This window comes from Nonomuraea sp. NPDC004354, assembly GCF_053602555.1.
The window spans coordinates 309,928-336,162 of the sequence record NZ_JBSGDV010000005.1 but is presented as its reverse complement, the minus strand read 5'-3'; the positions used below and the strand labels follow the sequence as shown (position 1 = coordinate 336,162).

30 protein-coding genes and 1 pseudogene are annotated in these 26,235 nt (G+C 72.5%); 19 read left to right on the top strand and 12 right to left on the bottom strand.

Annotation, left to right across the window (positions count from 1 at the left end; genetic code table 11):
• Positions 1–28 precede the first annotated feature (28 nt).
• On the bottom strand, positions 29–1,450 hold the full coding sequence (locus tag ACWENQ_RS18865; RefSeq protein WP_452415343.1) for a hypothetical protein: 1,422 nt from the start codon (positions 1,448–1,450) through the stop codon (positions 29–31).
• Positions 1,451–1,792: 342 nt separating this feature from the next.
• On the opposite strand from ACWENQ_RS18865, the gene ACWENQ_RS18860 reads away from it, so the two are divergent.
• A complete protein-coding gene (locus tag ACWENQ_RS18860; protein ID WP_452415341.1) occupies positions 1,793–2,317 on the top strand; it encodes an RNA polymerase sigma factor in 525 nt (174 codons plus the stop codon).
• On the top strand, positions 2,314–2,799 hold the full coding sequence (locus ACWENQ_RS18855) for a hypothetical protein (RefSeq protein WP_449922269.1): 486 nt from the start codon (positions 2,314–2,316) through the stop codon (positions 2,797–2,799). The genes ACWENQ_RS18860 and ACWENQ_RS18855 overlap by 4 nt, the downstream gene beginning before the upstream one ends.
• Positions 2,800–3,176: 377 nt before the next feature.
• Here ACWENQ_RS18855 and ACWENQ_RS18850 read toward each other — a convergent pair whose 3' ends face one another.
• The gene (locus ACWENQ_RS18850; RefSeq protein ID WP_452415340.1) at positions 3,177–3,668 is read right to left on the bottom strand and encodes a MarR family winged helix-turn-helix transcriptional regulator; all 492 of its coding nucleotides are present in this window, start codon (positions 3,666–3,668) and stop codon (positions 3,177–3,179) included.
• A gap of 94 nt (positions 3,669–3,762) precedes the next feature.
• Between ACWENQ_RS18850 and ACWENQ_RS18845 the strand changes: the two genes are divergently transcribed.
• The 3 genes from ACWENQ_RS18845 to ACWENQ_RS18835 all read left to right on the top strand — a co-directional run bounded on the left by ACWENQ_RS18845 (position 3,763) and on the right by ACWENQ_RS18835 (position 5,495).
• A complete protein-coding gene (locus ACWENQ_RS18845; RefSeq protein WP_452415339.1) occupies positions 3,763–4,308 on the top strand; it encodes a YceI family protein in 546 nt (181 codons plus the stop codon).
• A 171-nt stretch (positions 4,309–4,479) separates the two neighbouring features.
• On the top strand, positions 4,480–4,803 hold the full coding sequence (locus tag ACWENQ_RS18840) for a DMT family transporter (protein WP_354918551.1): 324 nt from the start codon (positions 4,480–4,482) through the stop codon (positions 4,801–4,803).
• Positions 4,800–5,495, top strand: coding sequence for a TetR family transcriptional regulator (locus ACWENQ_RS18835; RefSeq protein WP_452415337.1), 696 nt, complete (start codon positions 4,800–4,802; stop codon positions 5,493–5,495). Before ACWENQ_RS18840 ends, ACWENQ_RS18835 begins: the two co-directional genes overlap by 4 nt.
• Before the next feature lie 19 nt (positions 5,496–5,514).
• On the opposite strand, the gene ACWENQ_RS18830 is transcribed toward ACWENQ_RS18835, so the two are convergent.
• Together ACWENQ_RS18830 and ACWENQ_RS18825 are read right to left on the bottom strand one after the other, a co-directional pair.
• A complete protein-coding gene (locus tag ACWENQ_RS18830) occupies positions 5,515–5,652 on the bottom strand; it encodes a hypothetical protein (protein ID WP_452415335.1) in 138 nt (45 codons plus the stop codon).
• Positions 5,653–5,782: 130 nt separating this feature from the next.
• Complete coding sequence (locus tag ACWENQ_RS18825; RefSeq protein ID WP_452415334.1) at positions 5,783–6,370, bottom strand: TetR/AcrR family transcriptional regulator; 588 nt, start codon at positions 6,368–6,370, stop codon at positions 5,783–5,785.
• A 126-nt stretch (positions 6,371–6,496) separates the two neighbouring features.
• Here ACWENQ_RS18825 and ACWENQ_RS18820 point away from each other — a divergent pair, with 126 nt between their 5' ends.
• From ACWENQ_RS18820 to ACWENQ_RS18805, 4 genes and pseudogenes are all read left to right on the top strand, one after another.
• Positions 6,497–7,432 (top strand): NmrA/HSCARG family protein, encoded by a 936-nt coding sequence (locus ACWENQ_RS18820; RefSeq protein ID WP_354918542.1) that lies wholly within the window; start codon positions 6,497–6,499, stop codon positions 7,430–7,432.
• A 128-nt stretch (positions 7,433–7,560) separates the two neighbouring features.
• Positions 7,561–8,745 carry an MFS transporter gene (locus ACWENQ_RS18815; RefSeq protein ID WP_452415332.1) on the top strand — a complete coding sequence of 395 codons (1,185 nt, stop codon included), beginning with the start codon at positions 7,561–7,563 and terminating at the stop codon, positions 8,743–8,745.
• Positions 8,742–8,954 (top strand): annotated as a pseudogene (locus tag ACWENQ_RS18810) (PIG-L deacetylase family protein); the annotation flags it as partial. The gene ACWENQ_RS18815 and the pseudogene ACWENQ_RS18810, both read left to right, overlap by 4 nt.
• Before the next feature lie 40 nt (positions 8,955–8,994).
• Positions 8,995–9,477, top strand: a complete 483-nt coding sequence (locus ACWENQ_RS18805; RefSeq protein ID WP_452415474.1) for a PIG-L deacetylase family protein — start codon at positions 8,995–8,997, stop codon at positions 9,475–9,477.
• On the opposite strand, the gene ACWENQ_RS18800 is transcribed toward ACWENQ_RS18805, so the two are convergent.
• Positions 9,464–12,457: a BTAD domain-containing putative transcriptional regulator gene (locus ACWENQ_RS18800; protein WP_452415331.1), complete on the bottom strand. Its 2,994-nt coding sequence runs from the start codon at positions 12,455–12,457 to the stop codon at positions 9,464–9,466. The genes ACWENQ_RS18805 and ACWENQ_RS18800 overlap by 14 nt on opposite strands.
• A gap of 151 nt (positions 12,458–12,608) precedes the next feature.
• On the opposite strand from ACWENQ_RS18800, the gene ACWENQ_RS18795 reads away from it, so the two are divergent.
• Both ACWENQ_RS18795 and ACWENQ_RS18790 read left to right on the top strand, forming a co-directional pair.
• Positions 12,609–13,655, top strand: a complete 1,047-nt coding sequence (locus tag ACWENQ_RS18795; protein ID WP_452415330.1) for a methyltransferase domain-containing protein — start codon at positions 12,609–12,611, stop codon at positions 13,653–13,655.
• A gap of 82 nt (positions 13,656–13,737) precedes the next feature.
• Complete coding sequence (locus ACWENQ_RS18790) at positions 13,738–14,679, top strand: GNAT family N-acetyltransferase (RefSeq protein ID WP_452415328.1); 942 nt, start codon at positions 13,738–13,740, stop codon at positions 14,677–14,679.
• Between the two features lie 123 nt (positions 14,680–14,802).
• On the opposite strand, the gene ACWENQ_RS18785 is transcribed toward ACWENQ_RS18790, so the two are convergent.
• A complete protein-coding gene (locus ACWENQ_RS18785; RefSeq protein WP_354918524.1) occupies positions 14,803–15,237 on the bottom strand; it encodes a MarR family winged helix-turn-helix transcriptional regulator in 435 nt (144 codons plus the stop codon).
• 148 nt (positions 15,238–15,385) lie between these two features.
• Between ACWENQ_RS18785 and ACWENQ_RS18780 the strand changes: the two genes are divergently transcribed.
• Both ACWENQ_RS18780 and ACWENQ_RS18775 read left to right on the top strand, forming a co-directional pair.
• Positions 15,386–15,802, top strand: coding sequence for a RidA family protein (locus tag ACWENQ_RS18780; RefSeq protein ID WP_452415327.1), 417 nt, complete (start codon positions 15,386–15,388; stop codon positions 15,800–15,802).
• Between the two features lie 59 nt (positions 15,803–15,861).
• Positions 15,862–17,421: an OmpA family protein gene (locus ACWENQ_RS18775; RefSeq protein ID WP_452415326.1), complete on the top strand. Its 1,560-nt coding sequence runs from the start codon at positions 15,862–15,864 to the stop codon at positions 17,419–17,421.
• Positions 17,422–17,597: 176 nt separating this feature from the next.
• Here the strand turns inward: ACWENQ_RS18775 and ACWENQ_RS18770 are convergent, their stop codons facing one another.
• Positions 17,598–18,101, bottom strand: coding sequence for an ArsI/CadI family heavy metal resistance metalloenzyme (locus tag ACWENQ_RS18770; RefSeq protein WP_449922291.1), 504 nt, complete (start codon positions 18,099–18,101; stop codon positions 17,598–17,600).
• Between the two features lie 90 nt (positions 18,102–18,191).
• On the opposite strand from ACWENQ_RS18770, the gene ACWENQ_RS18765 reads away from it, so the two are divergent.
• From ACWENQ_RS18765 to ACWENQ_RS18750, 4 genes are read left to right on the top strand one after another with little or no spacing between them, the layout of a single operon-like run.
• Positions 18,192–18,572: a metalloregulator ArsR/SmtB family transcription factor gene (locus ACWENQ_RS18765; protein ID WP_449922293.1), complete on the top strand. Its 381-nt coding sequence runs from the start codon at positions 18,192–18,194 to the stop codon at positions 18,570–18,572.
• The gene (locus ACWENQ_RS18760; protein ID WP_449922295.1) at positions 18,569–19,309 is read left to right on the top strand and encodes an aquaporin; all 741 of its coding nucleotides are present in this window, start codon (positions 18,569–18,571) and stop codon (positions 19,307–19,309) included. Before ACWENQ_RS18765 ends, ACWENQ_RS18760 begins: the two co-directional genes overlap by 4 nt.
• Complete coding sequence (locus ACWENQ_RS18755) at positions 19,306–19,731, top strand: arsenate reductase ArsC (protein ID WP_452415324.1); 426 nt, start codon at positions 19,306–19,308, stop codon at positions 19,729–19,731. The genes ACWENQ_RS18760 and ACWENQ_RS18755 overlap by 4 nt, the downstream gene beginning before the upstream one ends.
• Positions 19,728–19,946 carry a hypothetical protein gene (locus tag ACWENQ_RS18750; protein WP_452415322.1) on the top strand — a complete coding sequence of 73 codons (219 nt, stop codon included), beginning with the start codon at positions 19,728–19,730 and terminating at the stop codon, positions 19,944–19,946. Before ACWENQ_RS18755 ends, ACWENQ_RS18750 begins: the two co-directional genes overlap by 4 nt.
• Positions 19,947–20,057: 111 nt before the next feature.
• Here the strand turns inward: ACWENQ_RS18750 and ACWENQ_RS18745 are convergent, their stop codons facing one another.
• Entirely contained in the window at positions 20,058–20,690 is a 633-nt protein-coding gene (locus ACWENQ_RS18745) for a class I SAM-dependent methyltransferase (RefSeq protein ID WP_449922301.1), read from the bottom strand.
• Positions 20,691–21,702: 1,012 nt separating this feature from the next.
• Positions 21,703–22,266 (bottom strand): GNAT family N-acetyltransferase, encoded by a 564-nt coding sequence (locus ACWENQ_RS18740; RefSeq protein ID WP_354918513.1) that lies wholly within the window; start codon positions 22,264–22,266, stop codon positions 21,703–21,705.
• A gap of 141 nt (positions 22,267–22,407) precedes the next feature.
• On the opposite strand from ACWENQ_RS18740, the gene ACWENQ_RS18735 reads away from it, so the two are divergent.
• Positions 22,408–23,424 (top strand): aminotransferase class V-fold PLP-dependent enzyme, encoded by a 1,017-nt coding sequence (locus ACWENQ_RS18735; protein WP_452415320.1) that lies wholly within the window; start codon positions 22,408–22,410, stop codon positions 23,422–23,424.
• Positions 23,421–23,738, top strand: coding sequence for a DUF952 domain-containing protein (locus ACWENQ_RS18730; RefSeq protein ID WP_354918507.1), 318 nt, complete (start codon positions 23,421–23,423; stop codon positions 23,736–23,738). The genes ACWENQ_RS18735 and ACWENQ_RS18730 overlap by 4 nt, the downstream gene beginning before the upstream one ends.
• Here the strand turns inward: ACWENQ_RS18730 and ACWENQ_RS18725 are convergent.
• Genes ACWENQ_RS18725 through ACWENQ_RS18715 form a run of 3 tightly spaced genes read right to left on the bottom strand, consistent with a single transcriptional unit; the run spans position 23,717 to position 26,213 of the window.
• Positions 23,717–24,520 carry an ABC transporter permease gene (locus ACWENQ_RS18725; protein WP_354918504.1) on the bottom strand — a complete coding sequence of 268 codons (804 nt, stop codon included), beginning with the start codon at positions 24,518–24,520 and terminating at the stop codon, positions 23,717–23,719. The two genes, ACWENQ_RS18730 and ACWENQ_RS18725, sit on opposite strands and share 22 nt — an antisense overlap.
• Positions 24,521–24,522: 2 nt before the next feature.
• Positions 24,523–25,281 (bottom strand): ABC transporter permease, encoded by a 759-nt coding sequence (locus tag ACWENQ_RS18720; protein ID WP_449922307.1) that lies wholly within the window; start codon positions 25,279–25,281, stop codon positions 24,523–24,525.
• On the bottom strand, positions 25,281–26,213 hold the full coding sequence (locus ACWENQ_RS18715; RefSeq protein WP_449922309.1) for an ABC transporter ATP-binding protein: 933 nt from the start codon (positions 26,211–26,213) through the stop codon (positions 25,281–25,283). Before ACWENQ_RS18715 ends, ACWENQ_RS18720 begins: the two co-directional genes overlap by 1 nt.
• Positions 26,214–26,235 lie beyond the last annotated feature (22 nt).

Genomic DNA, 26,235 nt, shown 5'->3' with positions numbered 1-26,235 from the left:
CCACCCCGGTCCGGCGGCCCCGAGACGGTCACCCTGATCGCGCTCCACCGGCGCAGGAGACCCGCGGGCGGGCCCGCGGTGTCCGGCTCACCCCGCCGTCGTCCTGCCCGCGCGGCCCGCGCGTGACGGCCAGGCCCAGGGCCAGGCAGGTCAGCGGGATGGCCGGGACCACGTAGCGAACGTCGTAGCCGACCGCGAACGGCGGTAGCAGGACCAGCGCCACGGCGGCCAGGCCGGGAAGCAGCGCCTCACCGCGCCGCCGTACGACCGCCAGGACCAGCGCGGCGGCCAGGACGAGCACGAGCAGCGGGAACGGCAGGTAGCCGAAACGCTGGTAGGCGCGCAGCCAGCCCGCGTACGGCTCGGCGATCCTGGTGGCGGCCGGGCCTTTCTCGTACGACTCGGCGACGGCCCGCACCGACTCCCGCAAGGGCCGCGCCTCGAAGGGGAACCAGTACGGGTTGGTCCGCCTGACGGACGGGTCCCGTTCGGTGGTGCGTTCCCAGCGCAACAGCCACCGCAGGTCGGCGCCGGCGGCGGCCAGGTAGTCGCCCGGCTGGGCCAGGATGGCGGCCCTGGCGAACCGGCCGGCGAGCGCGTTCCGGTCGGCGCGCACCGCCCTGATCGGCGACCACGGAGCCCACAGCCAGAACGGCGGCGCCGGCCTGGCGGCCACCGGTATGCGGGGGCACAGCGGGGCCAGGCGGGGTTCGGGGCGGATCACGGCGCAGTCGGCGAACGTGGTCGTCCTGGCCCACAGGAACTGGCCGTCGGCCCTGGTCAGGCCGAAGGTGCCGCTCGTGGCGCCCATCCAGGTCGCGTACGCCAGCAACGGCACCGCGCCCGCCAGCACGAAACGGCTCCAGACCCGCCACCTGTGGCGGTGCCACAGCAGGTGGCCGGCCGCCAGGACGAGCACCACGGCCCCGATGGTCCTGGTGAGCGTGGCCAGGGCCAGCAGGGCGCCCCCTGCCGCCGCGGCCGCCGGGGTGAGCTGCCGCCGCAGCAGCACCAGGATCCCGCCCGTGGTCAGCACCACGAACAGGGAGTCCGCCATGATCATGTGTTCCAGCAGGATCAGGAACTCGTCGTACATCAACGGCGCCACCAGCGCGGTCGCGCCCCACCCGGGCAGCCCCCGGCGCCGCAGCAGCGCGTAGGCCGCCACGGCCGTACCCAGCCCGAGCAGGTGCTGGACGGCGGTGACCAGCGTCAGGCCGGGCCCGGGGGAGAGCGCGGCGAGGAACAGCGGGTAGCCCAGCGGCCGGAACGCGCCCGGCTCGGGCGCGGCGGCCGCCTTCAGATAGGTGAAGGAGTCGGCCCAGAACCACAGCGCCGGCCGGTATCCGAGCATCGCCAGCCCCCTCAGGGCGAGCGCGGGCACCAGCGCGATCAGCAGCGGCAGGTGCCGTTTTCCTGGCAGCACGAAGACAACGGCCGGCGCCGTCATGGGGAGGCTCCTTCGGCAGGGCCGGCCGGGGCTGCTCACCCGAGCCCCCGCCGACGTGATCGTGTGGCCGTTCCCGTCGTGTCACGGGCGGAACGGGTTCCGAGTCGTGGCGCGCGGAACGGCTCGGCGTGGCGCCGGTGGGCGGTCCCGCGTCCTCATCTGTTGATTGCCGTCACGGCCGCGACAGGTTCACGCCGCCCGGCGCACCCGGCCCGGCGGCGGTAAGGACGCGCGGCCTGAGCAGCCCGGACCCGGCCGCCCTTGCCCGATGGCCGGAAAGATGCGCAAGTGGTGAACCTGACCGGCGCGCCGCCCGACTGTTCGGGGTGACGGGAGGACGTGATGACCGATGAGCTGCTGGTGGTGCGCGCGCAGCTGGGCGAGCGGGCGGCGCTGGCCGAACTGGTGGCCCGCTGGCGGATGCCGGTGTGGACCTACGTGCGGCGCATGCTGGATGCCGAACGGGCCGATGACGTGACCCAGGAGATCTGGCTGGCCGTGGTCCGGGGGCTGCCCCGGCTGCGGGAGCCGTCCCGGTTCGCGCCCTGGCTGTTCACGATCGCCCGCCGGTCGGTGACCGACCGCCTGCGCGACCAGTACGCCCGGGAACAGGAGACGCTCGCGGCCGGCGACGCGGTCGCCGAGGACCCGGTGGAGGCCGTGGTGGATCGGGCCGAGCTGGTGAGCCTGCTGTCGGGCCTGCCGGTGCCGGAGCGGGAGGTCCTCGTGCTGTTCTACCTGGAGGACCTGCCGGTGGAGGACTGCGCGCAGATCTGCCGGGTCCCGGTCGGCACCGTCAAGTCCCGGCTCAACCGCGCCCGTCGCCTGCTACGCGCCCGCCTGGAGGAGAAGGGATACCGGCCGTGACCGAGGAGCGACCGCGCCTGTCGGCACAGGAGATGATCGAACGGCTGGAGCCGTCGCTGTCACCGGGCAGGCGTCTGCGGGCGGTGACCGCGCTGGTGGCCGGGCTGGCCGGGGCGGTGTTCGTGGCCGCGCTGTGGTGGAGCGAGCCGGGCCCGCTGCCCGGCCGTACCCACCTGGCCTTCGCCCTGTTCACCGTGTTCTGCCTGGCCTGGACGGGTTACGGCGGGTGGCTGCTGACGCGCCGGGTGCCGCTGTTCGCCACCGACCGGGTGATCGCCGCCTGGATCGGCCTGGCCGCCTCGCTGGCGACCACGGCGGCGCTGGCGGCGGCCGCCGTTCAGCGTGGCGCCGGCCTGGTCCTGGCGTTGGCCGTCGGGGGACTGTTCGTCGCGGCGGCGCTGGTGCTGGCCGTGCGCGCCCATGCCCGTAGGACGGCGCTGCTGCGCCGCGTGCGGGAACTGACCGGCGGACAGGAGGAGTGAACGGCCGCCCCGGCCCTCAACGGTGACGCCTGCCCGGGCGCGCCACGACAGCGGTTCGTGGCGAGACGACAGACATCTTCGAAGGGAAGGAATACCGATGGCACACAACGCGAAACTGATCCGGCGCCGGTTCGGGACGGTGGCGCTGCTCGTGGCGGTCCTGGTCGTCACCGGGCTGCTTGTCGCCGGCCTCATCATGCTGCCGGCCTGAGGCCACCACGCTGTGGCCCCCCGCTGGCATCGCACCGTCCGGCATGGAGTGCTGGCCACACGGCGACGCCGGGCGCTGAGCTCACCGCACGTCCTGGGCCCTCCTCACCGACGTGCACCTCGGGGGCCCGCCCGGTAGCCGGCGATCGAGGTTCGGCGCCACGGCCTCACGCTCCATGGCCGGCTCCGGCTTCCTTGGCCGGCTCCGGGTCGGCGGTCAGATGGTCGAGGAGGACCTGGCTGATGTCGCCCAGGTGCCGGAGCTGCTCGGGGGTGAGCAGATCGATCAGATGCTCGCGCAGGCTGGCCACGTGCCGGGGGGCCGCGGCCCGCAGTGCCGCCAGGCCGTCGTCGGTCAGGACGGTGAGCCAGCCGCGCCGGTCGTCGGCGTAGTGCTCCCTGCGCACCCACCCCTTCGCCTCGAGCTTGTTGATCGCGTGGGAGATGCGGCTCGGCTTGGAGTTGGTCCAGTGCGCCAGTTCGCTCATGCGCATGGTCCGCTCGGGCGCCTCGGAGAGCAGGACGAGGAGCTCGTAGTAGGTGGGCGGCATGCCGGCCGCGGCATGCAGGTCGCGCTCGAGGCGGTCGGTCAGCAGGCGGGTGGCCAGCCCGAACGCCCGCCAGGCGCGCTGTTCGTCGTCGTTGAGCCATCGTGTCACAAAACCATCGTACTCAAAAGTTGCGCGCTGAAATAAGCCGATGTACCGTCCTGCTGAATCTTCCAGCACTGAACTAATCGGCTTGGAGCGAGACATGCATCCCAGCGCGTCCACCGGCACCTACACCATCGACCCCGCGCACAGCCGCTTCGGCTTCGTCGCCCGGCACGCGATGGTCACCAAGGTCCACGGCAGCATCCCCGTCAAGGAGGCGACCGCCTTCCTCGACGCCGGCGACCCCGCCGCCTCCAGCGTCCACGTGGTCCTCGACGTGGCCGGGATCCAGACCGGCAACCAGCAGCGTGACGCCCACCTGCGCACCGGCGACTTCCTGGACGCCGCCGGCCACCCTTCCATCACCTTCGAGTCCACCGGGGTCAAGCACGTCGGCGGCGACAGCTTCGAGGTCACCGGCCGGCTGACCATCCGCGGCGTGACCAGGCAGATCACCATCCCCCTCGACTACACCGGCACCGCGGTCGACGCCCAGGGCCTGACCCGGGTCGGCTTCGAAGGCAGCACCGTGATCAACCGCAAGGACTTCAGCATCACCTACAACGCCGTCCTGGAGACCGGCGGAGTGATGATCTCGGAAAAGGTCACCCTCGACTTCGACCTGTCCGCCGTCAAGACCGCCTGAGCCCAACCCCCTGAAAGCGACATCATGCGTACCGTCACGATCCCCGTCCTCGCCGGCGCCCTCACCCTGACCTGCGCGCCCGGACCGGGCGACGGGATCCGGGGGCTAGGCGTCGTGGCAGGCCACAGCTAAACTGGTACGGTCGTACCAGTTTTTGCGGGAGGGTCCCCCATGGCCTGGCTGCTGCTCTTCGGCGCGATCGCGACAGAGGTCGTGGCGACGTCCGCGCTCAAACTCAGTAACGGTTTCAGCCATCTCGGCTGGAGCCTGGTCGTCGTCGCCGGATACGTCGCCTCGTTCGTCCTGCTGGCCCAGGTGCTGAAGGCGCACATGGATGTCGGAACCGCCTATGCCGTCTGGTCCGGTGTGGGCACCGCCGCCATCGCGCTCATCGGCGCCGCGTTCCTGGGGGAGAGTCTCACCCTGGCCAAGGTCGCGGGGATCCTGCTGATCATCGGCGGGGTGGTCGTGCTCAACCTGGCCGGTGCCCATTGACGGGGCGGGCGGCCGGGCCCGCCGTACCGGCCGAGCGGCCCGAGCAGCCGGAACAGCCCGAGGAGCCCAAGCGACCCCAGCGGCCCGAGGAGCCCCAGCGGCCCGAGCGGCCGGAACGGCCTGCGCGGACCGCGCAGCGGGACATGCCTGAGGCGGCCGGCCGGCCGCAGCAGACGCGCGCCCGAAAGCGCCGGGCCGCGCTGCTGGAGGCGGCCGTCGACCTGCTCACCGAGGGCGGTTTCGCCGCGGTGACCCATCGCGCCGTCGCCCAGCGGGCCGAGCTCCCGCTGGCGGCCACCACCTACTACTTCGCCTCCCGCGACCAGCTGCTGGCCGAGGCGTTCGGCCGGCTCGTCGACGTCGAGCTGGCCGCCACCCGCCGATGGGTGGCCGACCACGGGCCGCGAGCCGTCCTCGACGAGGTCGTCGCGGCCGACCGCATGCGCCAGCTGGCGCTGTGGGAGCTGTACGTGCACGCCGGACGCGATCCCGTCCTGCAACAGATCGCCCGCCGCTGGACCGACGGCTGCGTGGCCGTCATCGCCGACGCGCTCGGCCTGCCCGCCTCCGACGCCCGCGTGCGGCTGCTCTACACCACCGTCTCGGCGCTGTGGCTGGAACACGTGGTCGAGCAGCGCCCGGCCGGCGACGCCCGCGCCCTGCTCGACCTGGCCCTGCGAGCCATCGGCTGAGCCGCCCCTCTTGAGGCGTTCACGACGATCCTTGCGGTGACCGGGAGCGTTCGACGGCGAACTCCTTCGGCACCCCTCGCACGCGGTCGGGTGCGGCCTTGCCCACCGGCTCACGCAGCGGCCCCAGCTCGCGGGCCCGGCCGGTGAAGTCGCCCACCCCGTGCGGCTCGCACCTCTCCAGGGCCGGCTTGGCGGGTGGCCGCCGAGATCCTTCTCCGGTCCGTCGTGGCGGGTGGCCGTTGAGCGTCACGCCTCGCCGGGGAGCCGGTACCCTCCCGGCGGCGCCATCAGCGAGGCGGGCCTTCCGGCCGGGGGCGCACGCCGTCCAGAACGAGGGTGAGCAGCCGGTCGGCCAGGGCCGCGCCGTCGGGTTGCTGCTCGGCGGCCAGGGAGATGGCGTGGACGAGGGTGAGCAGCTCGACGATCGAGACGTCGGACCGTACGGCGCGCGCCTGCCGGGCCCTGGCCAGCAGGCCCTGTCCGGCCTCGACGATCATCGTGTGGCAGGTGGCTCCCACGAGGGGATCGCCGTCGTCGGAGCCGCCCATCAGTGAGGCGGCCAGGCCCCGGTTGGACACGGCGTGCGCGGCCACGGCGCCGAGCCAGCGGACCAGCGCCTGTTCGGGGTCGGGGGCGCCGGCCAGGTCGGTGGCGGCGGAGCACAGGGTCTCGACCTTGTCGCGGAAGACAGCCTCCAGCAGCCGCCGGCGGGAGGGGAAGTGCCGGTGCAGGGTGGCCGAGCCGACGCCCGCGCGCCGGGCGATCTCCTCCAGCGACGCCTCGGCTCCCTGTTCGGCGACGACCGCGGCGGCGGCGGCGAGCAGGCGGTCGTAGTTACGGCGCGCGTCGGCGCGCATCGGCCGCTCGGACGGCATCGGTTCTCCTGGGGGCTTGCAGAAACGGGGTGGCCCTCCATATTCTAGCCGACCATAACCGGAGGGCCACCCCACTTAGTGGGGCGGCTCAGCATGCCCATCTTCTGGAGCCACATCGTGAACACTGTGAACACTGTGAACCCCGCGGACAACACCATCGTGGTGGTGGGGGCGACCGGCCTGCAGGGCCGTACCGTGACGGCGCACCTACTGGCCGACGGCTGGCGGGTACGCGCGGTGACCCGCGACCCGGAAGGCGCCCGCGCCAGGGCGCTCGCGGCGGCGGGCGCCGACCTCGTGAGCGCCGAGATGGACGACGTCGCCTCCCTCATCGCCGCGGCCGACGGCGCGCACGGCCTGTTCGGCGTGCAGCCCACCGTCGGCTCCCCGGGCACCCCGGCCGGTTTCTCCACCGAGGACGAGGTCCGCTGGGGCCGCAACGTCGCCGACGCGGCACAGGCCGCCGGCGTCCGGCACCTGGTGTACGCCTCGGTCGCCGGAGCGGGCCGCCACAACACCGAGAAGCTGCCCCAGAACGTGGTGAGCAAGTGGCGCGTCGAACAGCACATCGCCCGCCTCGGCCTGCCCGCCACCTTCCTGCGCCCGGTCTCGTTCATGGAGAACTACACCGGCGGCTACCACCTGCGCGACGGCAGCGTGACCGCCCCGTTCGCGGCCGACGTGCCGCAGCAGATCATGGCCGTCGACGATGTCGGCGTCTTCGCCGCCATGGCCTTCGCCCACCCGCACGACTGGATCGGCCGGGCGGTGGACCTGGCAGGGGACGAGCTGACCCCGGTACGGCTCGCCGCGGCCGTCTCCGAGGCTGTCGGGCGGCGGCTGCCGTACGTCCAGATCCCGATCGGGGTGATCGCGCAGATCGGCGAGGAGTTCGCCTACGCCTACACCTGGCTCAACGAACGCGGCTACCGCGCCGACGTCGCCTTCACCCGCGCGCTGCACCCCGGCCTGATGGACCTGCGCACCTGGCTGGCCAGGACCGGAGCGGCCCAGATCACGCGCTTCCTGGCCGGCGAGGACCCCGCGCCGCGGCACCAGTGAGCGGCCGGCGCCGGGCATCTCTCGCCGCGGGCCTGCATCAGGGCCGTGTTATCGCCGTGTCAGCGCCGCGGTAGTGCCGTGCCAGGCCGTGCTCCGAGCATCGCAAGCAGGACCACGGAGGTGATGAGATGGCAACGGTCCTGGACCGGACGACCCACACACCCGGGCGGCGGCGGCAGCGCTGGCTCCCGGTCGCGGCGCTCGCCGCCGGCACGTTCGCGATCGGAACCGACATGTTCGTCATGGCCGGCCTCCTCGCCGGGATCGCCCACGACCTCGACGTCACGATCGGCACCGCGGGGTTGACGGTGACGGTGTTCGCGCTGGCGTACGCGATCGGCGCGGTGCTGCTCAGCGCCCTGCTGGGAGGGCGGCCCCCACGGCGGGTGCTGGTCGGCTCGATGGCGCTGTTCGGGACGCTGAGCGTGCTGGCGGCGGCGGCACCGGCCTTCCCCGCGCTGCTGGCCGTCAGGGTGCCGGCCGCGCTCGCCGCGTCGGTCTACGTGCCTGCCGCCGGCGCGGCGGCCGTGGCCGCCGTCCCCGCCGCGCACCGGGGGCGCGCACTGGGGGTGATCCTGGCCGGCACGTCGGCGGCGATGGTGGCGGGCGCCCCGCTGGGTGTGACGCTGGCCGCGGCGCTGTCGTGGCGGGCAGCGTTCGGGCTGGTCGCCGTGCTCGCGGCGGTCACCGTCGGCGCTCTGCTGCTGACCCCGGCCGGGTCCGCCCCGCCGGCACGCGCGACGGTGCGCGAGCGGCTGCGCCCGCTGCGGTCGCCGGCCGTGGCCGGGGCGCTCGGCGTGACCTTCCTGGTGATGACCGCCTCCTTCGGCATGTACACCTACCTGCCGTCGCTGCTGGCGGCCGCGCCCGGACAGCTCGGGGCGGCCGTCGCGGCGTTCGGCATCGGCGGCCTGGCAGGGGTGTGGTGGGGCGGCAGCGCGGCCGACCGCAGCGGCGCCGGCCGGGTCATCGTGCCGGCGCTCACCGCCCTGGCGGTCATGTTCGCGGCGCTCGCGCACGTCGCGGCCGTACCGGCCGGGGCGCTGGCCGTCACAGCCGGGTGGGGGATCGCGGCCTGGGCTTTCGTCCCCGCCCAGCAGCACCGCCTGATCGGCCTGGGCGACGGGCCCGCGCCGTTGCCGCTGGCCCTCAACAGCTGCGCGGTCCACCTCGGGTCGGCCACCGGCGCGCTGCTCGGCGGCCTCCTCGTCGATACGGCCGGCGCCGGCCGCCTGTGGCTGCCGACCGTGGCGTGCCTGGCCGCGGCGCTGTCCCTCCACAAGATCCACACCAGAAAGGCCGGCACGTCATGATCGACTCTTCTGCGGCCGTCGTCGCCGGGCTGGGCACCGTCCTGGGGATCTGGGCGCACCCAGACGACGAGGCCTACCTGTCCGGCGGGCTGATGGCGATGGCACGCGACAACGGGTCGCGCGTGGTGTGCGTGACCGCCACCCGCGGCGAGCGCGGCACCGCCCACGTGGACTGGCCGCCGCCCCGGCTGGCCGCCGCCCGCACCGGCGAGCTGGCACGCTGCCTGCGCATCCTCGGCGTCGCCGAACATCACTGGGCTCGACCACCGCGACGGTCACTGCGCGGCGGTCCCCGAACCGGAGGCGGTCGCGCCGCTGTGCGAGCTGATCGAACAGGTAGGCCCCGACACCGTGCTGACCTTCGGCCCGAACGGCATCACCGGCCACCCCGACCATCGGGCGGTCTCGGCCTGGGCGAGCGCGGCCTTCGACCGCGCCGCCCCGCCGGGGGCGCGGCTGCTGTACGCCACCTTCTCCGAACGGCGGGCACCGCGCTGGAGCGCGCTGAACCAGAGCCTGGGCGTCTTCCCGCCGGGACAACCGATCATGACGCCCGCCCACCGGCTGGCCGTCGACCTCGTGCTGGACCCGGCGACCGCGGCCCGCAAGGTCCGCGCCCTGGCGGCGCAGGAGAGCCAGACCGCCGGGCTCATCGCCGGCCTGGGCGTCGATCTCTACACGGCGTGGGTGAGCGACGAGGCGTTCGTCGAGCGGAGTCTCATGAGCGGGTGAGGTTCCGCTCGATCGCCTGCCGCGCCACCTCCAGAACGGCGACCCGGTTGGGCACCGGCGGCGCCCCGGCCGCCCAGGCATGCGTGTCGCCGTCGCGACGGCCGCCTCCGGTGGGGCCGCCGGTGGGGACGGCGGTGGGGCCGCCGGTGGGGCCGTCCCCGGTGGGGACGGCGCCGGAAGGACGGCTTCCGGCGGGGGCGCCGGGCAGCGGTTCGGCGCCGCGACTGCCGATTCCCGCCGGAGCGTCGGGAGCCTGCTCGGCCGCGGCCTCGATCAGCGCGGCCGGCTCGTCGTCGCCGAGCCAGCGCAGCAGCCCGGCGAGGTTGCGCAGGGTGACCCACAGGTGCGTCCAGTTGCCGTTGCGGGCGAAGTAGGCGATGACCTCGCGGTAGCCGCCCAGCGCCTCGTGGACGCGGCCGGCGCCGGCGCGCACCGACAGCAGCCCGACGGTGGCGACACCGACCAGGAAAGTCGCGCCCGAGGCGCGGGCCAGCTCGATCGCGCGAAGGTAGTGCCACTCGGCCGGCTCGCTGTGGCCGGCCCTGCTCTCGATCTCCCCGGTGACGTAGGCGCCCCAGGAGGCCATCGTGGGCGATCCCGCGCCGCCGTGCCGCTGCCGCTCGCTGAGCCTGCGCGCCTGCTCCAGGTCACCCGCGTACGCTCTGGCCAGCGCCGCGATCCCGAAGCTCTCCAGCTGCCGGTCGGCCAGGACCGCCGCGGCCAGCGCGTGCTCGACGACCTCGTCGTAGGCGCCGCGGGCCAGGTCGGCCGCCGACAGCGCCACCAGGCAGTGCCACGACCCGGTGCCGCGGGCCGCCTTCTCCAGCCCGGCGCGGGCCAGCCGGTCGGCCCTGCGGTAGTCACCGCGATGGTAGGCCGCCTCGGCCGCCGTGCCGAGCACGGCCCCAGCACGCGGGTGCGCGGCCAGCGCCGGATCACCGGCCAGTTCCTCGGCCAGTTCCTCGGCCCAGTCCAGGATCTCCAGCAGATCGCGGTAGGCGATCGCGTCGAACAGCGCCACCACCATCGCCGCGGCCTCGTCCACGGACCCGCGGCTGCGGGCCAGCCGCCAGGCGGCCCGCAGGTTCGCCATCTCGCGGCGCAGGACGGCGTCGGCCTTCGGCTCCCGCTCGGTGGTCATGGCGGCGCTGATCCACGCGGTCAGCTCGACCGCCCACCGCAGCATGCGCCCGGCGGCCGCCTCCTGCTCACCGGCCGCCGCCAGCCGGTCCAGCCCGAAGGCCCGCAGCGTCTCCAGCATGCGGTACCGGGTGCCGCCGCCGAAACAGGCCTCGATCATGGAGGCGTCGACGAGGCGGGCCAGCACGCTTCCCGGATCGCTGTCCAGGCCGAGCTCGGCGGCCAGCCGTTCGGCGGTCTCGAGGTCGACGCCGTCGGCGAAGACCGACAGCTGCCGGAACAGCCGCCGCTCGTCGGGCGTGAGCAGCTGGTAGGACCATTCGATGGTCGCCCGCAGCGTCCGGTGCCGGGAGTCGGCGCTGGGCCTGCCGCCGCCCAGCAGGTCGAGCGAGCGGTCGAGGCGGTCACGCAGATCGGTGAGGGAGAAGGTGGACAGCCGGCCGGCGGCCAGCTCGATGGCCAGCGGCATCCCGTCGAGCCGGCACACGATCTCGGCGACCGTACCCAGCTCGGCCGGCGCCGGCGGCGGCCCGGGACGCACCCGGCCGGCCCGCTCCACGAACAGCGCCACCGACGCGGCCCGCGCGGGATCCTCGCCGGGGCTGGGCAGCGCGAGCGGCGCCAGCCGTTCGGCGTACTCGGCCGCCAGCCCGAGCGGTTCGCGGCTGGTGGCCAGCACCGACAGGCCCGGACAGCACGACAGGATCACGTCGGCCAGGTCCCGGACGCCGTCGAGCAGGTGCTCGCAGTTGTCGATCACCAGCAGGCCGGGACGGTCACCCAGCAGCGCCAGGCAGGCCGACAGCACATCGCCCTGGACGACCTGCAGGTTCAGGGCCGCCGCCAGCGCGTGCGGCAGCGCGGCCGGGTCGGTGAGCGGCGCCAGCGGCAGCACCGTGGCCGCGCCGTTCTGCCGGGCCACCTCGAGGGCGACCCGGGTCTTGCCGACGCCGCCGGGCCCCACCAGGGTGACCAGCCGCTCGCCGGCCAGCAGCCGGCGCAGCGCCGCCACCTGCCGTTCGCGGCCGATCAGCGCAGTGGCCGGCCCGGCCGGCGCCTCGGACCGGCCGGCCGGCGAGCAGGCGGCCTGCCCGCCGGCGATCTCCCGCTCGAGCTCGTCCAGCGCGGGCGTGGGGTCCAGACCGGTCTCCTCCACGAGCCGGTGCCGGTACTCCCGGCCGGCGCGCAGCGCCTGCGGCGCCTGCCCGGTGGCCGCCAGCGCCCGCATGAGCAGCAGAACGCCGGGCTCGCGCAGCGGGTCAGCGGCCGAGCAGGCGGCGGCCAGACCCAGCACGCCGTCGGCCTGCCCGGCGGCGACCGCGGCGGCGACCAGCGCGTCGCTCACCTCGCGCTGCAGCTGCGCGTACTCCTCGACCGCGGTGGCGATGGGCACCACCCCCGTCAGGTCGGCCAGCGGCACCCCCCGCCACAGCCCGTGCGCCCGCCGCAGCAGCTCCAGCGCCGCGTCCGCGTCCTGGCGCGCCGTCGCACGCGCCGCGGCCAGCAGCTGCCGCGCCTGCGCCACGTCCAGCTCGTCGGGCCCGAGGTCGAGCCGGTAACCGTCCTGCCGCGTCTCGAGCCGGACCGCCGCCGGGCCGAGGTGAGCCCGCAGCCGGGAGATGTGGTTGTGCAGGGCCTGACGCCCCGACTCGGGCACCTGCGCCGGCCACAGCGCGTCGACCAGGCGATCGGTCGTCACGATACGGCCCTCGGCCAGGGCCAGCAGCGCCAGCACCGCCCGCCGCTTCGGCCCGGGAACCTTCACGAGGGCGCCGTCGACCAGGAGCCGCAGCGGCCCGAGCACCTCCACCCGCACCAGCGGCGCGCACCGGACTGACATGGCACCTCCCCACGGCCGGCATACCCCCGCGACCAGGACAGATCTCAGCCTGTTAGCACGAAGATAGCCCGTGCGAACGCCGTGACAGCCCCCGCGCCGAACCTTTCCTCACAGGCCGGCACCAGCCGGCCCGCCGGGAAGGAGACCAGGGATGAACCACGACAAGGTGACGGCGTTCATGGGCCGGATCGTGTCCGACCTGGCGGCCACCGACGCCGCCGGCTCGGTCGTGATCGGCCAGCGGCTCGGCCTGTACCGCGCGCTGGCCGAGGGGCCCGCCACGCCCGAGCGGTTCGCCGAACGCACCGGCTGCCACCCGCGCTACCTCACCGAGTGGCTGCGCGGCCAGGCCGCCGGCGGATACGTCGACTACGAACCACGGACCGGACAGTTCCGCCTCAGCGAGGAGCAGGCCTACTGCCTGGCCGACCCGAACGGCCCGAACGCGCCGGCGGCCTTCCTGATCTCGCTGGGAATGCTGCGCGCCGAACCGCGCGTCACCGAGGCGTTCCGCACCGGGGCGGGCCTCGGCTGGCACGAGCACGACCAGGACGTGTTCGTCGGATGCGACGCCTTCTTCCGGCCCGGCTACGTCGCCGAGCTCATCCCGAGCTGGATCCCCGCCCTGGAGGGAGTCGAGGCCAAGCTGGCCGCCGGCGCCCGGGTGGCCGACGTCGGCTGCGGGCTCGGCTCGTCGTCGATCCTGCTGGCCGAGGCCTACCCGCGCACCACCGTCACCGGCTCCGACTACCACACCGAGTCGATCACGCTGGCCCGCGAGCGGGCCGCCGAGGCCGGCCTGGCCGGCCGGGTGGAGTTCGAGGTGGCCACCGCGCAGACCTTCAGCGGCGCCGGCTACGACCTGGTGACGACGCTGGACTGCCTGCACGACATGGGCGACCCGCTCGGCGCCGCCCGGCGGGTACGGCAGGCGCTGGCCGCCGACGGCACGTGGCTGCTGGTCGAGCCGTACGCCTGCGACAAGCTCGAGGACAACTTCACCCCCGTGGGCCGGCTGTACTACAGCGCCTCCACCTTCCTGTGCGTGCCCAACGGCCTTTCCCAGCCGGGCGGCAACGCCCTGGGCGCCCAGGCGGGGGAGAGCGCCATCCGCGAGCTGGCCGAACAGGCGGGCTTCACCCGCTTCCGCAGGGCCGCGCAGACCCCCTTCAACCTGGTGTACGAGATCAGACCGTAACGACGGCGGGGCGGCGGTCGCGCCCCCGGTACGGCCGCCGCCCTCTTGATCCGCGCCCCCGCCCGTCGCCAAGCTCGTCGGCATGACGATCACAGTCCGCGCGTTCGCCCCCGGAGACGAGCGCTCCCTGATCGAATCCTGGAACCACAGCCTCCCGGCCGACCCGACGACCGCGGCGTGGTTTCGCGACTGCGTGCTGCTCGACCCCAACTTCGACCCCGACGGCCTGCGCGTGGCCGTGTCCGGCGGGAACGTCGTGGGATGCGCCTACGCCGTACGCCGGCTCATCCCGCCGGCCCCCGGCACCGACCTGCAACCGCAGACCGGCTGGATCCCGTTCTTCTTCGTCGCCCCCGCACACCGCGGCCACGGGCTCGGCCGGCGGCTGCTCACCCAAGCACTGGACTTCCTGCGGGCCGCCGGGCGGACCCGGATCGACTTCGCCTCCTACACGCCCCACTACGTCCTGCCCGGCGCCGACCCCGACCTGTATCCCGCCGCGCTCGGCCTGCTGACCAGCCTGGGGTTCACCACCCGGTCCACCCCGGTCGCCATGGACCGCACCCTGGTCGGCTACCACACCCCGCCCGAGGTGCACCGGCTGCGCGCCGCCCGCCAGAGCCAGGGGTACCGCTTCGGCGACCCCACCGACGGCCGGCTGCCCCAGCTGATCAGGTTCGCGGCCGAGACGTTCAACCCCGACTGGGGCGAGGCGATCCGCCACCACAGGGACACCACCCGCATGGTCATCGCCACCCGGCGCGACCGGCTCGCCGGATTCGCCCTCTACGGCGCCTACCGCGGCATCCCCGAGCGGTTCGGGCCCTTCGGCGTGGACCCCGGCGAGCGCGGCACCGGCCTGGGCACGATCCTGCTCCACCTCGCCATGACCAGGATGCGCGCCGAAGGCCTGCACTCCTCCTGGTTCCTGTGGACCGGCGCCGACAGCCCGGCCGCCAACCTGTACGCCAAGGCCGGCTACCGGGTCACCCGCCGCTTCCACCTCATGAGCTGGACGGCATGAGCTGGACGGCATGAGCCACGGCCCGCCCCGGGCCCGGCACCAGCGGCCCCGGCCGTACCGGAGCGGGCCTGACCGGACCGGGGGAGGCCGGGCCCGGCGGGACCACGGGTCGCCGGTGGCTGCTCAGCCGGTGACGTCCTCGCGGGACAGCTCCGACAGCGTCCGCACGCAGCGCAGGAAGGCCTGACGGTCGGCGGCGGGCAGGCGGGCGAGCACGCGGTCCTCGTTGGCGTGAATGCCGGCCTGCACGGACCTGCGGACGCCGCGGCCGTCCTCGGTGATGGCCAGCACTCTCGCGCGGCGGTCGCGCGGGTCGGGGGTGCGGGAGATCAGCCCTGACTCCTGGAGTCTGTCGAGCGTGCTGATGATGCGGGTCCTGTCGGCGCCGATCGAGTCGGCGAGGGCGGCCTGGGTGCGCACCGCGCTGTCGTCGAGCGCGCTCAGGACGGCGTAGCCCCACATGGAGATCCCGTGCGCCTTCAGCACCGGCAGTTCGGCGGCGATCAGCGACCGCACCAGAGGCTGCAGCATGGCGGCGAGGTCGCGGCGCTCTGTCATGCGGCCGGGAAAACTCGTTGACAGATAATAAGCACATGTAGATTATATGCGGACGTCTACGAATTCGCAGCCTCTTCGCGGGCCGCCGGCCAAGCCGCGGCCACCCACCGAACCGGCCGCACCGACTTTCACCTTTGAGGAGCATGCCGTGACGACAGGCGTCCGATTGATTCGCAACGACCAGCTCGCCTCGACCGTGGAGTACGCCTACGCCGCGGTCGCCGACGCGCCCGTGCGGTCCATCTGGGTGGCCGGCGCCTGCCCCCTCGACCGCGACGGCCAGACCGTCGCGATCGGCGACTACGCGGGCCAGGCCCATCAGGTGATGCGCAATCTGGTGACCGCACTGGAAGGGGCGGGCGCCTCGCTGACCGATGTGGTCAAGACGACGGTGTACGTGGCCTCGTCCCGGCAGGAGGACCTGGGGCGGGCCTGGCAGGTGTACCGGGAGTACATGGGCGACCACGACGTGCCCAGCACCCTGCTCGGGGTCACCGTGCTCGGCTACAACGACCAACTCGTCGAGGTGGAGGCCGTCGCCGTTCTGGCCGGTGGACGCGACTGATGGCGGCCGCTCCCCGGAAGCGACCCGGGAGATATTTCGGACATGGCACAATCTCCGCCATGCCGCACCGCATCCTGGCCCTCGCCACCGCCCTCACCCTCACCGCCACCGGGTGCGGAGTCCTGCCGCTGCGCGAGGCCGCACCGCCACCACCAGACAGCGCCCCGCCCACCGCGGTCCCACCGGCGGCGACCCCGGCCACCAGCGCCCCGGCCGCCACGGCGACACCGTCAAGCCAGGACACCCGCCCGGCCCTGGCGGAGACCACCAGCACCGAGAACGCGGCCATGAAGGTCGAGGTGGTCGGGCTCAACCGCGTCAAGGGCAAACACCTGGTCGTACAGATCCGCCTGTCCAACACCGGCACCGAGGACCTGCCCTGGGCCGCCGACATGGGCGACCAGACCCGCCCGCTCGGCGAGATGAAATGGGCCTCGGGGATCGGCGTCCTCGACGCCCGATCCCGTACCTGGATCCTGCCGTACAAGCCCGCCGGCTCCCCGTGCCTGTGCAGCGACCAGGACCGCGACGACCTCGGCCATTTCATCGACCCCGGCCAGTCGATCACCGTCTACGCGGTCACCCCCGCCCCGGCGGGTGATCCCGCCACGACCACCGTCGTCACCCCCGTGGGTGCGCCGATGCCGGACGTCCCCATCAGCGACGCCCCACCGGCAGGCGACTTCCCCGACCCCGAGGCCGAACCCGTCACCCCTGTCACACGCCGCGTCATCCTGCCGTCGGAGTCGCTGGACAAGTCGGAGGAGACCGCGGACGACGGCACCGACCTCCAGGTCAACCTCTCCTCCGACGTGCTGTTCGCGGTGGACAAAGCGATCTTGACCCCGCGGGCCAAGGCCGTCCTGGCCCGCACGGCCAAGCTGATCGACTCCTCACCCACCACCGTGGTGAAGGTGGACGGCCACGCCGACTCCTCCGGCAACAACGCCATCAACGACCCCCTGTCACTGCGCCGCGCCCAGGCGGTGCAGCGCGCCCTGTCCGGCCGTCTCACCAGGAACGGCATCCGCTTCCAGGCCAAGGGATACGGCTCCCGCCGCCCGCTGTACGGCAACGACACCGACGAGGGCAAGCGCCGCAACCGCCGCGTGACGGTCACCTTCGCCAAGCCGCAGCCGAAACCCGCCGACCCCGCCGCCGAGGTCGTCTCCACCCTCGGCCCCGACGCGGACCTGACCGCCACGGGCAAGGCGGCAGGCCAGCCCATCGCCATGGAGATCACCGGCCTGCGCCGCCTGGACGGCGGCCTAGGCCTGCTGACCTACAAGGTCACCAACGAGGGCTCGGCCGAGGCGTGGTTCAACGAACTCCACCACGCCCAGGACTGGGAGTCCTACAAGTACCAGGCTGCCAGCAACGCCCGCCTGACCGACGCCACCGCCCGTCGCCAGTACCTGCCGGGCCGCCTCCAGGTCCCCACCGACAACGGCGTGGACTCCTACTGCGCCTGCACCGACGTCTCCGGCGTCCGCCTCGCCACCGAGAAGTTCGCTCCCGGCCAGACCCGCGAGTTCTGGAGCCTGTTCGCCCTCCCGGACACCAGGACCCTCAACGTCAAGATCGCTTCCTTCCGCGACCTCCAGGTCCCCGTCCGGTAGAGGCCCCACCCACGCGACCCGGCCCTCCGCTCCCGAAGGCGTCCCCAGCCCCAAAGTAGGGTCTTCGTGTCAGTGGCGCCCGTGGCCGCTGTCGCGTGGCCGGATCCAGGTTCGAATTGATGAAGCATCGAGCCCCGGTGTCCCGTTGATCGGGTTGCCGGAGCTCGTTCGTCCGGTCAGGGCGCGGACGGGCCGCACACGCAGCCGCCCTCGGCCGAGGTCCGCGCCGCGGCACCGACGGTGGCGTCGGCCGGAGCGGTGGTGCTGGTACAGCAGGCCTGCGGGGCACCGCCGGCGCTCTTGCCGAGGTTGTCGGCGTCGGCCTTGACCGTGTAGACCTCCCACGGCTCGGCGCCGGGGCCGGTGACCCACACTTTGTCCTGGAGGGCGTAGCAGCAGGAGGTGTCGTTCTCCTCGAACGTCACCAGCCCGGCCTCGGCCAGGCGGGTGGCCGCGGCGGTGACCTCGGCGGTGGTGGCGACCTCGACCCCGAGGTGGTCCAGGCGGGTCGCCTCGCCGGCCTCGCCTTCGATGAGGACGAGCTTGAGCGGCGGCTCGGTGATCGCGAAGTTGGCGTACCCGTCGCGGATCTTGGCGGGTTCGGCGCTGAACAGCTTGGAGTAGAAGGCGATCGAGTCCTCCAGGTCGGCGACGCGTAGGGCGAGCTGGACACGGGACATGACGAGTCCCTCCTCACAATGAGACTGTTTCGACGTCTGTCGATACAGCGGAGATTGCCATCCTGATTAGACATCTGTCAACATAGAGACATGTCGAATCAGAGTCGTTTGCCGGTCATCGACCAGGACGACGCGGCGTGCTGCGCGCCGATGGCGCGTGAGCCTCTCGGGGAGACCGACGCCGTCGAACTGGCCAAGATGTTCAAGGCCCTCGCCGACCCGATCCGGCTACGACTGCTGTCCCTGATCGCCTCGCACGCGGGAGGGGAGGCGTGCGTGTGCGATCTGACCGGCCCGTTCGAGGTGTCCCAGCCGACGATCTCCCACCACCTGAAGGTGCTACGTGAGGCCGGGCTCGTGGGGTCGGAACGGCGCGGCACCTGGGTGTACTACTGGGTGCTCCCGCATGCCCTGGAACGCCTGTCGGCGCTGCTCCAGACCCCCGAGGCCGTCGCGACGGTCTCGGCGTGAGCATCTCGCCGGCCCGCCGCACGGTCGCCGAGGCGCTCGGCACGGCCGTGCTGGTCGCGGTCGTCGTCGGCTCCGGCATCCAGGCCACCGCTCTGACGCACGACGTCGGCCTCCAACTCCTGGCCAACTCCCTGGCCACCATGTTCGGGCTCGGCGTCCTGATCGTGCTGCTCAGCCCGGTGTCGGGCGCGCATTTCAACCCCGCCGTCACCCTGGTCGCCTGGTGGTCCGGGCGCCGCACCGGCGACGGCCCGACCCTCCGCGAGGCCGCCGCCTACATCGCCGCGCAGACCGCCGGAGCGATCGGCGGCGCGATCCTGGCCGACGCGATGTTCGACCAGCCCCTCATCGCCTGGTCGACGCACGACCGCTCCGCCCCGCACCTGTGGCTGTCGGAGGTCGTGGCTACCGCCGGGCTGATCTGGCTGACCGGCGGCCTCGCCCGCACCCGCCGCGCCCACCTGGCGCCCGTCGCGGTCACCTCCTACATCGGCGCCGCCTACTGGTTCACCGCCTCCACCAGCTTCGCCAACCCCGCCGTCACCCTGGGGCGCGCGTTCACCGACACCTTCGCCGGAATCGCCCCCGCCGGCGTCCCGGCGTTCGTCGCCGCCCAGCTCGCCGGAGCCGTCCTCGGCGTCGGCCTCATGGTTCTCACCTTCGGACCGCTCACCCCCTCGGCACCCGCCGTGCCGCTGCCCGCCCCCGCCGAGCAAGGAAGCGTTCCCACCCCATGACCACCCCGCCAGCCGCAGCCCCTTCGGTACTGTTCGTGTGCGTCCACAACGCCGGCCGCTCCCAGATGGCCGCAGCGTTCCTCACCCACCTCGCCGGGAACGCCGTCCAGGTCCGGTCCGCCGGATCCGCCCCCGCCGACACCGTGAACCCCGCCGTCGTCCAGGCGATGCGCGAGGTGGGGATCGACATCTCCGCCGAGACTCCCAAGGTTCTGACCGCAGACGCCGTCGAGGCCTCCGACGTCGTCATCACCATGGGCTGCGGCGACGCCTGCCCGTTCTTCCCCGGCAAGCGCTACCTCGACTGGGTCCTCGACGACCCCGCCGGGCAGGGCGTCGACGCCGTCCGGCCCATCAGGGACGAGATTGAACGCCGGGTCCGCCGCCTGCTCGCCGAACTCGGCGTCCCCACGACCACATGACCAATCCCCACACGACGGCCGCCGGGGTTCGGATCGGGCCGACGCTTCCCGACTACGCCGACCAGGTGCCGGCCATCTACCAGGCCGGGATCGACACCGGTCACGCCACCTTCGAAACCCAAGCCCCTACCTGGACCGAGTTCGACGCCGCCAAGCCCCCCCCCGCCCACCGCCTGCTCGCCCTCGACCCCGACAGCCGGGTACTCGGCCGGTAGGCTCGGCAACGTGCGGCGACCTCGTCCCACGACGGGCGCCCTGGCCCGGGCGCACGCTGAAGGTTCAGCGCGTGCGACGCCGAAGACGGGGCGGGGCGGGGCCGGTCGTCGTCAGGCGACGGGCTTTCGGGCGGCGAACCGCTCGATCATGCCGAGTTTGAAACGGTCGTGCCGTTCCACCGCCAGCCCCATGGCCTGGACCAGCGGCAGCGGCCGGCGGCGGAAGTGCTCACCCTGCAACGGAACGCTCACCAGGTCGGCCGCCGCCTGCAGCACCCGGATCGGCCACGACGAGGAGGCGACGTGGTCGGCCAGCAGCAGCAGGCCGCCCGGCCGCAGCACACGCTCCATCTCGGCGAGCGCCCGCGACTCGTCGGGGATCGCACACAGCGCGAACGTGCAGACCACCGTGTCGAAAAACGCGTCGGGGAAGGGCAGCGCCTGCGCGTCGGCCTGCCGCAGATCGGCCGGCACGCCTAGCACCCCGGCACGGCGCCTGGCCACCGCGAGCATCGCCTCGCTCCACTCCACACCGGTCAGCCGCACCCCGCCCGGATAGTGCCCGAGGTTCAGGCCGGTACCGATCGCGACCTCCAGCACCTCGCCGGACGCCTGCCGGCAGAGCCACGCGCGGGTGTCGCCGAAGAACCGGCGTTCAGCGAAGGCCATCTTCCGGTCGTAGGCCGGGGCCTGGCGGTCCCAGAACGTGCGTAGCCGCACGTTGCGCGTATCGGAGTCAGCCACCACGGCACCAGCCCTTCTCCCGGTTCCTCGACCCTACCCACCGCGATCACCAGGCGCGAGGACAACGCGAGGCTGCCCCTGGCGCCGTAGAGCAGGTCGATGGAGCCGAGCCCCGCGTCGACCACGTCTGCGCGGCATAGAGGTTCTGCGACTCCGGCTGCGTCGGTGAAGGTCTCCTTCTGCGCCGACTTCGCCGATGCGCGCCGCCGGCAGCCGACGCTCTACAACCCCGCCAGGAACCGATCCACCGTCCGCGGCGCCGCCCTCACGCGCCGGACGCCGGCGACTCGCCGAGCTGATGGCTGATCCCGCTCAGCACGCTTCCGGCGCACCCGCTGGACAAGAGCGCCAGAGTCGACGCCTTGCAGTTTGTCCAGGGGCCGATCCGCCCTCGCCGACCCCAGAACGCATCTCTTCCTAAGCCCGGCCACTTTCACGCCCGGCCACGCAGCCCGGCCGCCCAGCGCGGCGCTGCGCCCTGCCTGCGCTACAGCGACCCTGCGCCACGGCGCCACGGAATCCCTCGCCGGAGCCACGGCGCCACGCTGCATGCCGGAGCCACGGCGAAACGGAATCCCTCGCTGGATCGCCGGGGGAGTGCGGCACCTGCCTGCCCGCCCCGCGCGAACCCCCACACCTGACCGTCGCAGAAGGCGCCGCAGAGCGTTCAGACGGTCCTCACCCAGCACGGCCCGCATGCGTCCAGATCACACGCCGCCTCCACCAGCCCACACTCGACAGCAGCCCAGCGCGCCTCCGCGCCGCACAGCGCAGCGATCTCCGCATGCCGCACCCTGCACCCTGCACCCCTCCCGATCCGCAGTCGCAGTCGCAGTCGCAGTCGCAGTCGCAGTCGCAGTCGCAGTCGCAGTCGCAGTCGCAGTCGCACCGACGATGCTCGACGCGCTGCCGGTGGCGCACCACCAGCTGCTCGGTCACAGGCTGACCGTAGGGCCGCAGATCTCCCGAATCATCCGATGAAGAGGCGACCCGCTACGAACAGGCGGCCCCGCTACCGCGACCGGCCGGCCCACTCCGAGCCCAACATCGCGTACACGACCTCATCGGTCCACTCGCCCTTGACCAGCTCGTTCTCCACCAGGTGCGCCTCACGCCGCATCCCCAGCTTCTCCAGCACCCGCGCCGAAGCCGTATTGCGGCCATCCAGCCGCCCCACGATCCGATGCAGCCCCAGCTCCTCGAACCCCAGCCGCAGCATCTCCCTGCTCGCCTCCGGCGCATACCCCTTGCCGTGGTAGTCAGGGTGCAGCACGTACCCGATCTCACCCTGCTCGTGCTGCCGGCTGGTCCAGATCAGCAGCGCCTGCCCGATCACCTGCCCCGACTCCCGCAACGTCACGGCAAGGTCGAGCAGATCGCCCTCCTCCCGCAACGCCACCCGCCTCACCCGCTGGTCCAGCATCTCGCGCGAACCCTCAAGATCCCGCGCCTCCCAGTACAGAAACCGCGCCACCTCGGGCAACCGCTCCCATGCATGAACAGCCGCCAGATCATCACGGGTGAAAGGACGCAACGACAGCCGATCCGTCACGATCGGAAAAGAAGGCGTGAGCACGCCCGCAGTCTAGAAACCACACCCCCCGAAAGCGACACAATTTCCACCTGCGGCAGAACCGGCGACACCAGCTCCCGGGCCGACCCCCCACAGCCGCCCTCCCCACAGGCCCGCACACCCGCGCCACCTAAGCTGACCCGCATGCACCTCGACGCCGCCCGCAAACTCTGGCAACCCACCCCCGGCTGGCTCAACACCGCCAGCTACGGCCTGCCGCCCACCCCCGCCTACGACCAGCTCCAGACCGCACTCACCCAATGGCGCCACGGCAGCACCGACTGGCAACCCTGGGACGACCAGGTCACCCACTCCCGCGCCGCCTTCGCCACCCTCATCGGCGCCCCCACCGCCGACATCACCGTCAGCTCCACCGCCTCCCAGATCATCTCCCAACTCGCCACCGCCCTCCCACCAGGCGCCCGCGTCCTCATCCCCGACATCGAATTCACCAGCAACGTCTACCCGTGGGCCATCGCCGCCCACATCGACACCGCACCACCCGACCGGCTGGCCGACGCCATCACCCCCGACACCACCGCCGTCGCCTTCAGCCTCGTCCAGTCGGCCACCGGCAAGCTCGCCCCCCTCGACGACATCATCCAGGCCGCCCGCACCCACGACACCCTCGTCATCGCCGACGCCAGCCAAGCCTGCGGCTGGCTACCCCTCACCACCGACGGCCTCGACGCCCTCGTCTGCGCCGCCTACAAATGGCTCATGTGCCCCCGCGGCGCCGCCTTCGGCTACCTGTCACCCCGCCTGCGCGAACGCATGACACCCACCGCCGCCAACTGGTACTCCGGCACCAGCATGTACGGCATGCCGCTCACCCACCACCCGGACGCCCGCGCCTTCGACCTGTCACCGGCCTGGTTCTCCTACGTCGCCGCCGCCCCCACCCTCGACCTGCTCAACCAGCTCGACATCCACGACATCCACCGGCACAACCTCGCCATGGCCAACCGCTTCCGCACCGGCCTCGGCCAACCGCCCGGCGACAGCGCCATCGTCTCCCTCGACAGCCCCCACCCCGACACCCCCCAACGCCTCGAGCGCGCAGGCGTCCGCATGGCCGTACGCGCCGGAAAACTACGCGCCAGCTTCCACCTCTACACCACCGAACTCGACGTCGACCTCGCCCTGGAGGCCCTGGCATGACCGTGCTGCACATCGCCTACGCCACCGACTGGCACCACGCCCAGCAAAGCGGCGAATACCGCATCTCCACCCGCGGCCGCACCCTCGACCAGGAAGGCTTCATCCACCTCAGCGCCGACCGCCGCCAAGCCCGAACCGTCACCGACCGCTTCTACGCCGACGTCACCGAGCCGCTCCTCCTCCTGGAGATCGACCCCACCGGCCTCGACATCCGCTACGAAACCCCACCAGGAACCGACGAGACCTTCCCCCACCTGTACGGCCCCCTGCCCACCAGCTCAGTGACCGCCGTTCACGAACACAACACCCGCTGAATCCGCCGCGACGCCACCCACAACCCGACCCCCGCCAGCACCACCAGATACAGCGCGTGCCCCGCCAGCGCCCACTCCAGCCGCCCCAACGCCAGACCCCGCACCAACTCCACCGCGTGATACAGCGGCGTCACCTCCACCACCGCCGCCAGCACCGGCGGATAACCCCCCACCGGCGCGAACGTCCCCGAGAACAGGAACAACGAGAACTGCGCCGCCGTCATCAGATCGAAGTCCTGCCACCCCCGCAAGAACGTCGACACCGCCATCCCCGCAGCCCCGAACGCCACCCCCACCAGCATCGTCGCCGGAAAAGCCGCCAGCGCCCACCACGGCTCGGCCAACCCCATCACAGCCATCACCAGCAAGAACGCCGCCGTATAGAACGCACTGCGCATCATCGCCCACGTCAGCTCACCCAGCGCCACCTCGATCGGCCGCACCGGCGTCGCCAGGATCGCCTCGAACGTCTTGGCGTACTTCATCTTGAAGAAGAAGTTGAACGTCGTCTCGGCCAGCGCACCGTTCATCGCCGACGCCGCCAGCATCGCCGGAGCCACGAACACCGCATAGGACACCACCCGCCCATCACCCAGCGGAATCCGCCCCACCAGCGCACCCACACCGATCCCGATCGACAGCAGGTACAGCAACGGCTCGAAAAACCCCGACACCAGCACCAGCCAGTACGAGGCCCCGCTCCGCAACGCCCCCACATTGCGGCCCACCACCGCACCGACCCGCCCCGCCGACACCCGCCGGGCCACCACCAAGGTCACCATGATCAGTCCTGAAGTCGCTTACGGTAGGCGACGGCCGCCCAATACAACCCCGCCACACACAACACCAGCAGATAACCCACGTGCGCCCACACCGGCCACGGGGGAGCGGCACCCAGCGTCGCCGCCCGGCACAACTCCACCGCATGCCACAACGGCGACGCATACGCCACCAACCGCACCAGCGCCGGCAACTGCTCCACCGGAAAGAACACCCCCGCGAACAACGTCGAGGGAATCATGACGAACCGAAACAGCAACGCGAAGTAACTGTCATGATCGATCGACGCCGCGAACGCCGTCACCGGCGCCGCCACCGCGACCGCCAGCAAAGCCACCACCGGCACCGTCGCCACCGACCACACCGACGCCAACGCCCCGAACGCACCCACCACGACCAGAAACACCACGGCCGCGATCAGCACCCGGAACACGATGTAGAGCATCCACCCGCGCACCATGTCCCACGCCGACACCCGCGTGGCGAACATCGCGTGCGCACCCCGCGTCCACTTGAACTCACCCATCACGCTGTAGGTGCACTCACCGACCGCCATCTGGAACGCCGTCGAGGCCAACACCCCCGGCACGATCCACTCCACGTACGGCACGCCACCCACCGTGCCGACATAACCGCCGACACCCAGCCCGATGCTCGCCAAGAACAACAGCGGCAACAGGAACGACGAGAACAACGACGCCCGCCACAACCGCCTGTACAGCGTCAGATGCCGCTCCAGCACCGCCACCGTCGGATGCGCCATCAGTCCACCAACGTCCGGCCGGTCAGGTGCAGGAACACATCCTCCAGCGACGAACGCCGCACCAGCACGCTGGAGGGCGCCAACCCCCTGCGATGCACCTCCGCCACCGCCTCGTCCCCGTCCTTGGCATACAGCAGGATCCGATCAGGCAGCACATCCACCCGATCACCCACCCCCGACAACCGCTCCGTGAACCCCCGCAGCGGCGCACCCCCGAACCGCAACTCCACCACCTCGGGCGACGAATACGTCTCGATCAGCGACCGCGGCGACCCCTCGGCCACGATCCGCCCGCCGTCCATCACCACCAGCCGATCACACAACTGCTCGGCCTCGTCCATGTAGTGCGTCGTCAACACCAACGTCACCCCACGCTGCTTCAACCGGAACAACCGCTCCCACAGCAGATGCCGCGCCTGCGGATCCAGCCCCGTCGTCGGCTCGTCCAGCAACACCAGATCAGGCTCGTTCACCAACGCCCGCGCGATCGTCAACCGCCGCTTCATCCCACCCGACAGCGGCTCCACCTTGCTCGACGCCTTCTCCGTCAACTGCGCGAACTCCAGCATCTCCGCCGCCCGCTCCCGCGCCTGCGCCCGCGACAACCCGAAGTAACGCGCATACGTCGTCAGGTTCTCCCGCACCGTCAGATCGGGATCGAGATTGTCCAGCTGCGGGCACACACCCAGCCGCGCCCTGATCGCCGGCCCCTCCCGCACCGGATCCATCCCCAGGATCCGCAACTCACCGGCCGACGGCATCGACACACACGAGATCATCCGCATCGTCGACGACTTGCCGGCCCCATTGGGCCCCAGGAACCCGAACGCCTCGCCCGGCGCCACCTCCAGATCGATGCCGTCCACCGCGGTGAAGTCACCGAACCGCTTGACCAGCCCGCGCGCGTAGATAAGAGGATGAAGAGCAGCCACGAGCCCGCACCCTAACCAACGC